15 protein-coding genes are annotated in these 11,709 nt (G+C 53.7%); 12 read left to right on the forward strand and 3 right to left on the reverse strand.

Features of this window, described 5'->3' with window-relative positions; genetic code table 11:
* Positions 1 to 148 precede the first annotated feature (148 nt).
* Positions 149 to 385 (forward strand): DUF2754 family protein, encoded by a 237-nt coding sequence (locus ACMWKA_RS21010; RefSeq protein ID WP_020686357.1) that lies wholly within the window; start codon positions 149 to 151, stop codon positions 383 to 385.
* On the opposite strand, the gene ddlA is transcribed toward ACMWKA_RS21010, so the two are convergent.
* The gene (gene ddlA, locus ACMWKA_RS21015) at positions 382 to 1,482 is read right to left on the reverse strand and encodes a D-alanine--D-alanine ligase (protein ID WP_047023650.1); all 1,101 of its coding nucleotides are present in this window, start codon (positions 1,480 to 1,482) and stop codon (positions 382 to 384) included. The genes ACMWKA_RS21010 and ddlA overlap by 4 nt on opposite strands.
* A 102-nt stretch (positions 1,483 to 1,584) precedes the next feature.
* On the opposite strand from ddlA, the gene ACMWKA_RS21020 reads away from it, so the two are divergent.
* From ACMWKA_RS21020 to adrA, 5 genes are all read left to right on the forward strand, one after another.
* Positions 1,585 to 2,268, forward strand: coding sequence for an extensin family protein (locus ACMWKA_RS21020; protein ID WP_136374201.1), 684 nt, complete (start codon positions 1,585 to 1,587; stop codon positions 2,266 to 2,268).
* 169 nt (positions 2,269 to 2,437) lie between these two features.
* A complete protein-coding gene (locus ACMWKA_RS21025; protein ID WP_013095809.1) occupies positions 2,438 to 3,652 on the forward strand; it encodes a multidrug efflux MFS transporter in 1,215 nt (404 codons plus the stop codon).
* Between the two features lie 211 nt (positions 3,653 to 3,863).
* Positions 3,864 to 4,124 (forward strand): anti-adapter protein IraP, encoded by a 261-nt coding sequence (gene iraP, locus ACMWKA_RS21030; protein WP_013095810.1) that lies wholly within the window; start codon positions 3,864 to 3,866, stop codon positions 4,122 to 4,124.
* Between the two features lie 292 nt (positions 4,125 to 4,416).
* Complete coding sequence (psiF, locus tag ACMWKA_RS21035) at positions 4,417 to 4,737, forward strand: phosphate starvation-inducible protein PsiF (RefSeq protein ID WP_013095812.1); 321 nt, start codon at positions 4,417 to 4,419, stop codon at positions 4,735 to 4,737.
* A gap of 103 nt (positions 4,738 to 4,840) precedes the next feature.
* Positions 4,841 to 5,944: a diguanylate cyclase AdrA gene (adrA, locus tag ACMWKA_RS21040; RefSeq protein ID WP_414760581.1), complete on the forward strand. Its 1,104-nt coding sequence runs from the start codon at positions 4,841 to 4,843 to the stop codon at positions 5,942 to 5,944.
* Positions 5,945 to 5,961: 17 nt separating this feature from the next.
* On the opposite strand, the gene proC is transcribed toward adrA, so the two are convergent.
* A complete protein-coding gene (proC, locus tag ACMWKA_RS21045; protein ID WP_013095814.1) occupies positions 5,962 to 6,771 on the reverse strand; it encodes a pyrroline-5-carboxylate reductase in 810 nt (269 codons plus the stop codon).
* Between the two features lie 96 nt (positions 6,772 to 6,867).
* Here proC and ACMWKA_RS21050 point away from each other — a divergent pair, with 96 nt between their 5' ends.
* From ACMWKA_RS21050 to ppnP, 5 genes are all read left to right on the forward strand, one after another.
* Positions 6,868 to 7,329, forward strand: coding sequence for a YaiI/YqxD family protein (locus ACMWKA_RS21050; protein ID WP_013095815.1), 462 nt, complete (start codon positions 6,868 to 6,870; stop codon positions 7,327 to 7,329).
* Between the two features lie 142 nt (positions 7,330 to 7,471).
* A complete protein-coding gene (gene aroL / locus ACMWKA_RS21055; RefSeq protein WP_369706590.1) occupies positions 7,472 to 7,996 on the forward strand; it encodes a shikimate kinase AroL in 525 nt (174 codons plus the stop codon).
* Positions 7,997 to 8,040: 44 nt separating this feature from the next.
* A complete protein-coding gene (yaiA, locus tag ACMWKA_RS21060) occupies positions 8,041 to 8,232 on the forward strand; it encodes a protein YaiA (RefSeq protein ID WP_013095817.1) in 192 nt (63 codons plus the stop codon).
* A gap of 238 nt (positions 8,233 to 8,470) precedes the next feature.
* On the forward strand, positions 8,471 to 9,148 hold the full coding sequence (locus ACMWKA_RS21065; protein ID WP_013095818.1) for an AroM family protein: 678 nt from the start codon (positions 8,471 to 8,473) through the stop codon (positions 9,146 to 9,148).
* Positions 9,149 to 9,219: 71 nt separating this feature from the next.
* Positions 9,220 to 9,507: a pyrimidine/purine nucleoside phosphorylase gene (ppnP, locus tag ACMWKA_RS21070; RefSeq protein WP_013095819.1), complete on the forward strand. Its 288-nt coding sequence runs from the start codon at positions 9,220 to 9,222 to the stop codon at positions 9,505 to 9,507.
* Positions 9,508 to 9,553: 46 nt separating this feature from the next.
* On the opposite strand, the gene rdgC is transcribed toward ppnP, so the two are convergent.
* Positions 9,554 to 10,468: a recombination-associated protein RdgC gene (rdgC, locus tag ACMWKA_RS21075; RefSeq protein ID WP_013095820.1), complete on the reverse strand. Its 915-nt coding sequence runs from the start codon at positions 10,466 to 10,468 to the stop codon at positions 9,554 to 9,556.
* A 123-nt stretch (positions 10,469 to 10,591) separates the two neighbouring features.
* Here rdgC and mak point away from each other — a divergent pair, with 123 nt between their 5' ends.
* The gene (gene mak, locus ACMWKA_RS21080) at positions 10,592 to 11,497 is read left to right on the forward strand and encodes a fructokinase (RefSeq protein ID WP_032618450.1); all 906 of its coding nucleotides are present in this window, start codon (positions 10,592 to 10,594) and stop codon (positions 11,495 to 11,497) included.
* Positions 11,498 to 11,709: the final 212 nt, after the last annotated feature.

Genomic DNA, 11,709 nt, shown 5'->3' on the forward strand with positions numbered 1-11,709 from the left:
GCGGAATTCTCCTGGATTGTCGATTTCTGCAGCACATCACAAATTCATTACTTAACTGAAATTGCGTCGTGTTTCAGATTTTCCGCATCTGCCACAGACCCGATCGTAAAACTGTGAGAGGATGTCTTTTTTTCCTGCCGGAGTTGTTATGAAGCTCACGTCCAAACTACGCCGTGACTGGCACTACTACGCCTTTGCTATCGGGCTGATCTTTATTCTTAACGGTGTCGTAGGGCTGCTGGGGTTTGAAGCCAAAGGATGGCAAACCTATGCTGTCGGGCTGGTGACATGGGTGATCAGTTTCTGGCTGGCTGGGTTAATTATCCGCCGTCGTCCGGAAGAGACGACAGCGGATGAGACGGAGACGGTGAAAAGAACCGATTAACCGTTTACGGAACTTTTGAGTGCGCTGTCAGCGGCATGACGCTCCAGCGCCAGTTCGATCAGACGGGTGATCAGCTCAGAGTAACCCAGACCGCTGGCCTGCCACAGTTTTGGATACATGCTGATGTTGGTAAAGCCCGGCAGGGTGTTGATTTCATTAATCACCACCTCATTATCTGGCGTCAGGAACACATCCACACGCGCCATGCCGCAGCAGCCAAGAGCCTGCCAGGCGTTGATGGCGATCGCCCGGATCTTATCGTTGATGGCCGGATCGATATTTGCCGGCACGACGACCTGAGCGCCTTTATCATCAATGTATTTGGTGTCGTAAGAGTAGAAATCGCTGTTTAACACCACTTCACCGCAGGTGCTTGCCTGTGGGAAATCATTGCCCAGCACCGCGCACTCAATTTCACGGCCTTTGATACCCTGCTCAACCACGACTTTGTGGTCAAACTCAAAAGCCAGACGAACGGCTTCGGTGAACTGCGCTTCGCTTGTCACTTTGCTGACGCCAACAGAGGAGCCCTGGTTCGCAGGCTTCACGAACAGCGGCAGACCCAACTGGGCGGAAATCTGGCTGAAGGTGTATTTATCGCGGTTGGCGCGGGTGAGCGTCACGAACGGGGCAACGTTCAGCCCGGCATCGCGCAGCAGGCGTTTGGTGACGTCTTTATCCATACAGGCGGCGGAGCCCAGCACATCGGAGCCGACAAACGGCAGGTTCGCCATGCGCAGCATACCCTGCAGCGAACCATCTTCGCCCAGCGTGCCGTGGACGATTGGGAACACGACGTCAATCTGAGCAAGAGCCTGTGCATTACCGGCGTCGATAAGTTGCCCCTTCACTACGCCAGGGACGGTGGCGACGCTGATTTCAGAAGGATTAAGGGCGATATGTGCCGGATCGTTGGCGTTTAACAGATACTGGCTCGCATCGTTCACATGCCACTGGCCCTGTTTATCAATGCCCAGCAGCACTACGTCGAAACGGTTTTTATCAATCGCATCGACAATATTTTTTGCCGACTGCAATGAAACCTCGTGCTCCGCTGATTTTCCCCCAAAGACAATACCTACGCGCTGCTTTGCCATCTCACTCTCTTCCAGTCTGACGAAAAGCCAATAACATACCACGATGCCCTGCGGGTTTCGCGACCTTCTGCCATAATGTTTTGGGAGTAAAGAGGGGGGAGTGTGAAAGGCAAAACGTTGCTGATCGTTTTCATTCTGGTGGCAGTCGCAACGGTGGGTTACCGCTGGTTGCCGTCTCACTACAACCCTTTTACGCCGCTCTCGCTTGACGACCCGCCAGGCCTAATCACTCAGTACAAACTGCGGCGCCTTACCCCCGAGGCGTGTGCCAGCCTGTTATCGCAGGCCAATCAGAAGGCCCTTATTCGCACACAGCCTGTCGCCGACAGCGCCGGAGCATGCCCCCTTCACAACGTGGTGCGCGTGCGTGACTTCGGACCGGTCAGCCTGAACAGCAGCTTTCTTGCCAGCTGCCCGCTGGCGCTGAGTTCTGCACTGTTTGTCAGCCAGCAGGCCCGGCCACTCACCAAAACCTGGACCGGAAGCGAGCTGGTGCGCATTGAGCACCTGGGCAGCTACGCCTGTCGCAATATTTACCACCGCCCTGATGCAAGACGCAGCGAACATGCCACGGCAGAGGCGCTGGATATCAGCGCGTTTCGGCTGGCGAACGGTGAACGAGTCACCATTCTGCACGGCTGGAGATCGACCAAAACGCAGCCGTGGCTGCAGGCGCTGCTGACAGCGAGCTGCGGCTACTACGGGAACGGCCTGGGGCCGGAGTATAACGCGGCGCACGCCAACCATTTCCATCTGGGAATGCGCGGCTTTGGACTCTGCCGCTAAAGCATAATCTTCCGCCAGAAATTGGATGATTTGTGACATATTTCACAAATATGATGACTGGGAAGATAAAACACCAAAGTCAGCAAGGCCGCATCTCTGGCACGGCGTAGATGCCGGTAACTTGCTAATCTGTCGGCGCATTTGCCTAAAAATGAAGACTATTTCTTTTATGGAATCCTGGAAAGTTAACCTCATCTCGGTCTGGTTCGGGTGTTTCTTCACCGGGCTGGCCATCAGCCAGATTTTGCCCTTTCTGCCGCTGTACGTCTCGCAGCTGGGCGTGACCTCGCATGAAGCCCTCTCCATGTGGTCGGGGCTAACGTTCAGCGTGACGTTTCTGGTTTCCGCCATTGTGTCACCCATGTGGGGGAGCCTGGCGGATCGAAAAGGGCGCAAACTGATGCTGCTGCGCGCTTCGCTGGGAATGGCAATAGCCATCCTGCTGCAGGCCTTTGCCACTAACGTCTGGCAGCTGTTTATCCTGCGGGCGATCATGGGGCTGACATCCGGCTATATTCCGAACGCCATGGCGCTGGTCGCTTCACAGGTGCCGCGTGAACGTAGCGGCTGGGCGTTGAGTACGCTCTCCACCGCACAGATCAGTGGCGTTATCGGCGGCCCGTTGTTAGGCGGCTTTCTGGCCGACCACGTAGGGTTGCGCGCCGTCTTCTTCATTACTGCTATCCTGCTGGTGATCAGTTTTCTGGTGACGCTGTTTCTGATCAAGGAGGGGGGACGTCCGGTGGTCAGTAAATCCGAACGCCTGAGCGGCAAAGCGGTCTTCGCCTCGCTGCCGTATCCCGGGCTGATGATAAGCCTGTTCGTAACCACCATGGTGATCCAGCTCTGTAACGGTTCGGTAGGCCCGATTCTGGCGCTGTTTATAAAATCAATGGAGCCAGACAGCAGCAATATTGCGTTTCTCAGCGGGATGATTGCTGCCGTGCCGGGCGTATCGGCGTTAATCTCTGCGCCGCGGCTGGGAAAACTGGGCGACAGGATCGGTACGGCGCGTATCCTGATGGCCACGCTGATTTTTGCCGTGGTGCTCTTTTTTGCGATGTCGTTCGTCACCTCACCGCTTCAGCTCGGCGTGCTGCGATTCCTGCTCGGCTTTGCCGATGGCGCCATGTTACCTGCGGTGCAGACCTTGCTGGTGAAATATTCAAGTGACCAGGTGACAGGGCGTATTTTTGGCTATAACCAGTCATTTATGTATTTGGGTAACGTTGCCGGTCCGCTTATTGGCGCATCCGTTTCGGCGATGGCCGGTTTTCGTTGGGTATTTGCGGCCACGGCGATTGTGGTGTTGATCAATATTATCCAGCTGGCGATTGCGCTGAGACGCCGTCGCCAATTAGAGCAGGCGAGAGCAGCGCGTTAATCATTTGCCGTAATGTATTATATATTCTTATGGTTGCCGCATTTTTATATAACTAAATGCGGCTTTTTCTAAAGAGAAAAACGTTTCGCTGCTTGCCATTCATCTTTATTTTGGCAGCAGCATCACTTTTGCATAAGATAATACTTTTCTCCTCTTTGCATTATTCATTCTGAATGCTAAGTTCAGAAAAAACGCATAAGGAAATAGCACGATGAAAAATCTCATTGCTGAGTTGCTGGTCAAGCTTGCACAAAAGGAAGAAGAGTCAAAAGAACTGGTCGCCCAGGTAGAGGCGCTGGAAATTGTCGTTACGGCGTTGCTCCGACAAATGACACAACCGCAGCAACAGGCGTTAATCGATAATGTAGAAAGCGCACTGGACAAGGCTCGCCCCGATTCGCTGGTCCCCGCTGAAGATGCGGAGATGCTTCAGCAATACGTAAAGAAGCTATTAAGGCATCCTCGCAGCTAGCCTGCTGAAAGAGAATGGCCTGTCATAGAATGGTCATGCAGGATGCCTGTCGTCGCTCTGTTTTTATTTTTGGCCTTCGCTCTGGGAGAAAAGAATTTAAACAGAGCATCTATTTCATCGCATGCCTCTTGCTATTAAATACCCTAACGCATCAGGCGAAACCGGGTAATCAACAGCGTGCCGCGTCAGAGATGAAATAATGCATAAACCCGAAGAAAATCATTGTCGCAGGGTGGTTTTTTTCCCGCAACGAACCAGACTTAATGTGGAACTTCACATAAAGGATGGTGCAATGAAAACAACAATACTGGTTACCCTGTTTTCCGGCCTGTGCCTGATCGCCTCAGCGCATGCGGAAGAGAAAACCTTAACACCTCAACAGCAGCGTATGACAACCTGCAACCAACAGGCGACAGCAAAAGCGCTGAAAGGGGATGCCCGTAAGACATATATGAGCGATTGCCTCAAAAATGGTGCATCCAAACCAGATGAAAAAAGCCTGACGCCGCAGCAGCAAAAAATGCGTGAATGTAACGCTCAGGCCACGCAACAAATGCTGAAAGGCGACGATCGCAGCAAGTTTATGAGTGGTTGTCTGAAGAAACAGGCATAGTCCTATCGGGTGAGTCCTTACGGTGACTCACCCGAAATTTCATACTTTCTCCGCATCCCCCCTCTCTATAATTTGGGAAAATGTTTCAGAATATTCCCAAAATATGATGAACGACGAAAACTTTTACAATAACGAGCGTATCGGGGAAGAGTGGCTTCAAAACCTTTCTCAGGATGACGCGCACCGTACCGGCATACGCTTTGCCCGGCGCGTCCGGCTGGGGCGGATTGTGGGTCTGGCGGCGATGTTTTTTCCTGTTGCCGGCGTTCTGGTCACGCATTTTCTGCCCGGCGGCTGGTGGTTATTACTGGTGAGCTGGGTTTTTATCTGGCCGCATCTTGCCTGGCAGTTCACCTGCCGTTCATCTCAACCTTATCAATGTGAAATCTTCAATCTGAAGATCGACGCTATTTTTACCGGCATCTGGATTGGCCTGATGGGCGTGAACGCTCTGCCATCGGCTGCGCTGGTTATGATGATGGGCATGAATATGATGGGATCCGGCGGCTGTCGCCTGTTTCTCGCAGGCATTGCCATAACCACGTTATCCGCTGTCGTGACGCTGAAGCTAACCGGAAATGTTGTGGTGCTCTCTTCCGGATCGCTGGAGTGGTGGCTGACGCTGCCGGTCTTGATGGTCTACCCAATACTTTTTGCCTGGGTGAGCCATCAGACGGCCATTCGCCTGGCGGAAAATAAGCGAAAACTTGAGCTGATGAGTACCCGCGATGGCATGACGGGCGTTTATAACCGGCGCCACTGGGAAACGTTGCTGCGGATGGAGTATGAAAAGTGCCGACGGGATCATGGTCAGACCACTATCCTGCTTATCGATATCGATCACTTCAAGAGCATCAATGATACCTGGGGACATGATGTGGGCGATGAAGCGATCATTGCTATCACTCGTCAACTGCAGATGACGCTGCGGGCCGGGGATTATATTGGCCGTTTCGGTGGCGATGAGTTCGCGATCATCATGTCCGGGACCCCGGCAGAAAGTGCAATTGCGGCGATGTCCCGTGTCCACGAGCGGCTAAAAAAACTGTCGTTACCCTGTGCCCCGAACGAACGGCTTCGCATCAGCGTGGGGGTTGCGCCATGGGGAACACAGTTTGCCCACTACCGCGAATGGTTAAAAGCGGCAGATATCGCGCTTTATAAAGCCAAAAATGCCGGACGCGGACGTACCGAGGTGGCCGCCTGACATCCGGCTTAGTTTGGTCAGGACTTACTCAGCTTCTCTGACTTTTCCATGCATTTCGCCATCGCTTCAATGACCGCCGCACGGAACCCGCGCTCTTCCAGCACCCGCACCGCTTCGATGGTGGTACCGCCAGGCGAGCAGACCATATCTTTCAGTTCCCCTGGATGCTTACCGGTTTCCAGCACCATTTTGGCTGAGCCCATCACCGCCTGTGCGGCAAATTTATAGGCCTGCGCACGTGGCATACCGCCAAGCACCGCAGCATCCGCCATCGCTTCCAGGAACATGAAGACATACGCAGGAGCAGAGCCACTCACGCCCACAACCGGATGGATCATCGATTCGGCAATCACTTCCGCTTCGCCGAAGCAGCGGAAAATGTTCAGCACATCGGCCACATCTTCCGTGGTCACCAGCGCGTTAGGGGTGATGGAGGTCATCCCGGCGTTGACCAGCGAAGGGGTATTGGGCATTGCGCGAACAATTTTACGGTCATGACCCAGTGCACGGGCCAGCTGATCGAGCGTCACGCCTGCGGCAATCGACACCACCAGCGTGTCTTTATTCAGGCTGGAGGTGATCTCGCTCAGGACTTTGATCATGATATTCGGTTTAACCGCCCCAAAGACGATATCGGCGACCTGGGCCACTTCCTGCGCGCTTTCGGCTGCGTTAATACCATACTCATCACGCAACGCCGCGACTTTATCCGGTGATGGTGTATAGACCCAAATCTGACCCGGCAGGACCTGCCCGCTGGCGATCAGGCCACCCAGGATGGCTTTGCCCATGTTACCGCAGCCAATAAACCCGATTTTCTTATCCATCACGTTTCTCCGTCGTTATGCGTTGTTTTCTCTGATTGATAGCTTAACAACGAAATGCAGGCGACAATAGTCGCCAGTATCAATAGGGGAGACATTATGGCGATTTGGGTTGATGCGGACGCATGTCCGAATGTGATTAAAGAGATTTTGTTCCGCGCTGCCGAGCGTGTTCAGATGCCGCTTACGCTGGTGGCAAACCAGAATATCCGCGTACCGCCTTCCCGATTCATTCGTGCGTTGCGGGTTCCTGCCGGTTTTGATGTGGCGGATAACGAGATCGTACGGCTGTGCAGCGCGGAGGATCTGGTGATCACGGCGGATATTCCTTTGGCCGCAGAGGTACTGGAAAAGGGCGCCGCAGCGCTGAACCCGCGCGGGGAGCGTTACTCACCAGCAACCATCCGGGAAAAACTGACCATGCGCGATTTCATGGATACGCTTCGCGCCAGCGGTGTGCAGACTGGCGGGCCAGACAGTTTATCTCAACGTGACCGCCAGCAGTTTGCCGCAGAGCTCGATAAGTGGCTGCTGGAAGTGAAACGTCGTACTGCTAAATGATAATCATTGTCAATATGTGGTACAGTATGGCAGTGACAGGGTTGTCATTCCGTACCGCTTTGCAGTAAAGTAAACGCAACATCTTCTGCAATTATTTCTTTACACTCTTCAGCCATCCGGCATCAAGGGGAAACACCTGGTTATGACCCAACCCATCTTTTTAGTTGGCCCCCGCGGCTGTGGGAAAACCACCGTTGGCCTGGAGCTGGCGCGTGCCTGTCAACGTCATTTTGTTGATACCGACCACTGGCTGCAGACTCAGGCCGGACAAACCATCGCGGATATCGTCGAAAAAGAGGGCTGGGAGAGCTTTCGCAGCCGTGAAACGGCCGCGCTGGAAGCGGTAACGGCACCCGATGCGGTAATTGCCACAGGCGGCGGAATTATTCTGGCGGAATATAACCGCCGCTTTATGCGCGAAAAAGGGATTGTGATTTATCTCTGTGCACCCGTGGTTGCGCTGGTGGGGCGTCTGGAAGCGTTTCCGGAAGAGGGGCAACGTCCTGCGCTGACCTCCAGACCGCTCTGCGAAGAGGTGAGCGAGGTGCTGGCGGAGCGCGATGTGTTATACCGCGAAGCGGCACATCACGTGGTGGATGCTTCCGCGTCGCCTGAAGAGGTTGTGATTCAGATTATTACCGCCCTGCGTTTGGCTTGTGCCAGCTAACCGCCGTCTATACTTATAGCTCTGACATAAAAAAAGGATGAGCTATGCCAACCAGACCTCCCTATCCGCGTGAAGCACGTATTGTTACCGTTGAAAAAGGCAATGGCGATCAAACCGTGACCTGGTATCAACTGCGTGCCGATCACCCTAAACCCGACTCTCTCATCAGTGAACATGAGACTGAACAGGAAGCGCTGGATGCGAAACGGCGCTACGAAGATCCCGATAAGTCATAAATGTTTTCCTAAACGCTCCAATACCGTGCCTGAATCACACTTTTTACTCATCGCTAATGTTAAGCAGGAGTTAATATTTAGTTATTACAGGTAGCTCCGTTACCGGCAGGTGATCTTTACATTTCGGGATGGAGATCACCTGCTACGCTTGGTGCTGTTTTGTTGAAAAAACGAACTGTGCAGCGTAGTGAGCCTGTACCTGTGTAATAAGTTTTTGTAGTAATGGAAGGCGAAGACGATGAAGGCAACGTTGGCGATCATCACTATTGGTGTGGTCCCTGTAAGCGAAGTGTTACCGCTCTTAACCGAGCATGTATCTGAACAACAGATCACGCATCTCAGCCTGCTGGGGAAGATGAGCCGGGAAGAGGTCATGGAGGACTACGCTGTAGAGGCGGGGGAGGATCCCCTGGCGACGTTATTAAGCGACGGTAAACTGGCGCATGTTTCACGACAGAAAATTGAGCGCTCGCTGCAGGCAGTAATAGAAGTGCTCGATAATCAAGAGTATGACGTAATTTTGCTGATGAGTACTGCTCCCATTAAGGGACTCATGGCGCGTAATGCGATTTTACTCGAGCCGATGCGAATCATTCCGCCGCTGGTGGCATCCATTGTGGACGGACACCAGGTGGGGGTGATTGTGCCCATTGAAGAACTCATGGACAACCAGGAAGCAAAATGGCACGTGCTTGAAAAAACGCCCCTGTATGCGCTGGCCAATCCCTTCTGGGACAGTGAGGCCAAACTCATTGCGGCCGGGAAGGAGCTACTGGAGCGCGGGGCTGATGTATTGATCCTCGACTGCCTGGGGTTCCACCAGCATCACCGCGATCTACTGCAAAAAGCGCTGGATGTGCCGGTACTGTTGTCGAACGTTCTGATGGCGCGTCTGGCCTCAGAACTCCTTACCTGATGATTTTGCGTGACAGGTCATGAGCATGGCCCCTATAGTGAATTTTTATCTAAAAATATAAGGGCCAGTTCATGCTTCAAAGTAACGAATACTTTTCCGGTAAAGTGAAATCCATTGGTTTTACCAGCAGCAGCACTGGCCGCGCCAGTGTCGGCGTGATGGCTGAAGGGGAATACACCTTTGGTACGGCCGAAGCTGAAGAGATGACGGTGGTAAGTGGTGCGCTTAACGTCTTACTGCCGGGTGAAACGGAATGGAAAGTTTACTCTGCCGGCGAAGTTTTCAACGTCCCTGGCCACAGTGAGTTCCATCTGCAGGTTGCTGAACCGACCTCTTATCTGTGCCGCTATCTGAAATAATCTTCTTCCCTCTCCCCGTTGGGGAGAGGGTCAGGTTGAGACGAAATTATCTCTGCGCTTCGCCGCCGAGGCCTTCTACCAGATTTTGAATCAACGCGGCCAGCTCGCCGGTCATCAGGATAAAGTCCGCATCAAAGCGCTGGGCGTAATCTTCACGATCGATATCTTCGTTCTGATCGCGCAGTTCATCGCAGAACTTCAGGCGCTTAACAGAGCCATCGTCACACATCACAAACTGAATACGCTGCTGCCAGTCGAGCGCCAGTTTAGTGACCACTTTGCCTGCTTCAATGTGGACGGCGATCTCATCGCTCACCAGATCCTGCTTTTTCGCACGAATGACACCGCCATCCTCAAGAAGGGCTTTCAGTTCGGCTTCATCGAGGATCTGGAACCCTTGCGCTGCGGTGCCGCTGCGAACCCATTCGGTCAGGGTTAACTCGATAGGCGTTTCCAGCGCCAGTGGAACCACCGGCAAAGAGCCGATGCTCTTACGCAGCAGGGCCAGCGTATCTTCCGCTTTTTTGGCGCTGGCGCAGTCCACCATGATCAGCCCGTTGACGGTATCGATCCACATCATGGTCTGGCTGAAGCGGCTAAACGCGCGCGGCAGCAGGGAGTGCAACACTTCGTCTTTCAGGGAATCTTTTTCGGTCTTTTTCAGCTTGCGGCCCTGTTCGGCTTCAAGCTTGAAAATTTTCGCTTCCAGCGCCTGCTTCACCACCGGCGTGGGCAGGATTTTCTCTTCTTTACGGGCGCAAACGATGATTTGACCCGTGCTGCTGGCGTGGGTCAGGGCATCGCTTTGTGAACCCATTGGCGGAACCCAACCGGTTTTTGCCATATCCTGGCTTCCGCAAGGGGAAAAGGTATAAGCGGCTAACTGTTTTTCCATCTCTTCTGCACGCAGCGAAACGTCGCGGCTGAGACGGTAAACCATCAAATTTTTGAACCACAGCATGATAATTTCCACGGCCTTGTCGTTAAATCAGCGGGCATGATAACGAATTGTCGCATCGCTTGCATTGCTAATCGGGAAGCGTGCTTCTACTCTGTTGATAATCAAAATAATGAGGAGAGTCTTGTGCGTATTGGGATTGATTTGGGCGGCACCAAAACTGAAGTTATCGCACTGAGCGAGCAGGGGGAGCAGCTTTTCCGTCACCGCCTGCCCACGCCGCGCGACGATTATCACCAGACTATCGAGACGATTGCCCGGCTGGTTGAGATGGCAGAGCAGGCGACAGGACAGACCGGCTCCGTCGGGATGGGCATTCCCGGGTCCATTTCGCCTTATACCGGGGTGGTGAAAAACGCCAACTCCACCTGGCTCAACGGCCAGCCTTTTGATAAAGATTTGAGCGCGCGTCTGCAGCGTGAGGTGCGTCTGGCAAATGATGCGAACTGTCTGGCGGTATCAGAGGCGATTGACGGTGCGGCGGCCGGTGCCCAGACCGTTTTTGCTGTCATCATCGGTACCGGCTGCGGGGCCGGTGTGGCGTTCGGCGGGCGTGCGCATATTGGCGGTAACGGTACGGCAGGCGAGTGGGGACATAACCCATTGCCATGGATGGATGAAGACGAACTTAAATACCGTACTGAAGTACCGTGCTACTGTGGAAAACAGGGCTGTATTGAGACGTTTATCTCCGGCACCGGTTTTGCCACCGATTACCACCGCCTGAGCGGTCAGCCGCTTAAGGGTAACGAGATCATGCGTCTGGTTGAGGAGCAGGATCCCGTGGCGGAACTGGCGTTGAGCCGCTACGAAATGCGCCTGGCGAAATCGCTGGCGCATGTGGTGAACATTCTCGATCCTGATGTGATTGTGCTGGGCGGTGGGATGAGCAACGTTGACCGGCTGTACGCGACGGTGCCTGCTCTCGTCAAACAGTGGGTCTTCGGCGGCGAGTGTGAAACCCCAATCCGCAAAGCCGTCCACGGTGACTCCAGCGGCGTGCGTGGCGCAGCGTGGTTATGGCCGGAATAAAAGCAAAACAGCAACGCACGTTGCGGTTTTTTATGTTTGTACCCTCTCCCTGTGGGTTGAGGGATCCCCAGTAATTTTTTACCGAAAGCGATGAATATTGCTTCAGGAAAATGAATGACTTACAGCGACGCCCTGGTCCGGCTGTAAATCGCTGAGGCGTTTCCTGCAGGCCGGGGCGAGGCGCATGGATGCGCCGAGAGGGCGGCTTTACA

The sequence above is a fragment of the Enterobacter sp. 03-F-07-AD-ECC genome (assembly GCF_047530935.1).
Lineage (GTDB): Bacteria > Pseudomonadota > Gammaproteobacteria > Enterobacterales > Enterobacteriaceae > Enterobacter > Enterobacter cloacae.

What these genes read in the sequence shown, in the direction of transcription:
- ACMWKA_RS21010 (WP_020686357.1), top strand. Translation starts at nt 149, where the DNA reads ATGAAGCTCACGTCCAAACTACGCCGTGACTGGCACTACTACGCCTTT.
- ddlA (WP_047023650.1), bottom strand. Translation starts at nt 1,482, where the DNA reads ATGGCAAAGCAGCGCGTAGGTATTGTCTTTGGGGGAAAATCAGCGGAG.
- ACMWKA_RS21025 (WP_013095809.1), top strand. Translation starts at nt 2,438, where the DNA reads ATGGAATCCTGGAAAGTTAACCTCATCTCGGTCTGGTTCGGGTGTTTC.
- iraP (WP_013095810.1), top strand. Translation starts at nt 3,864, where the DNA reads ATGAAAAATCTCATTGCTGAGTTGCTGGTCAAGCTTGCACAAAAGGAA.
- psiF (WP_013095812.1), top strand. Translation starts at nt 4,417, where the DNA reads ATGAAAACAACAATACTGGTTACCCTGTTTTCCGGCCTGTGCCTGATC.
- adrA (WP_414760581.1), top strand. Translation starts at nt 4,841, where the DNA reads ATGATGAACGACGAAAACTTTTACAATAACGAGCGTATCGGGGAAGAG.
- proC (WP_013095814.1), bottom strand. Translation starts at nt 6,771, where the DNA reads ATGGATAAGAAAATCGGGTTTATTGGCTGCGGTAACATGGGCAAAGCC.
- ACMWKA_RS21050 (WP_013095815.1), top strand. Translation starts at nt 6,868, where the DNA reads ATGGCGATTTGGGTTGATGCGGACGCATGTCCGAATGTGATTAAAGAG.
- aroL (WP_369706590.1), top strand. Translation starts at nt 7,472, where the DNA reads ATGACCCAACCCATCTTTTTAGTTGGCCCCCGCGGCTGTGGGAAAACC.
- yaiA (WP_013095817.1), top strand. Translation starts at nt 8,041, where the DNA reads ATGCCAACCAGACCTCCCTATCCGCGTGAAGCACGTATTGTTACCGTT.
- ACMWKA_RS21065 (WP_013095818.1), top strand. Translation starts at nt 8,471, where the DNA reads ATGAAGGCAACGTTGGCGATCATCACTATTGGTGTGGTCCCTGTAAGC.
- ppnP (WP_013095819.1), top strand. Translation starts at nt 9,220, where the DNA reads ATGCTTCAAAGTAACGAATACTTTTCCGGTAAAGTGAAATCCATTGGT.
- rdgC (WP_013095820.1), bottom strand. Translation starts at nt 10,468, where the DNA reads ATGCTGTGGTTCAAAAATTTGATGGTTTACCGTCTCAGCCGCGACGTT.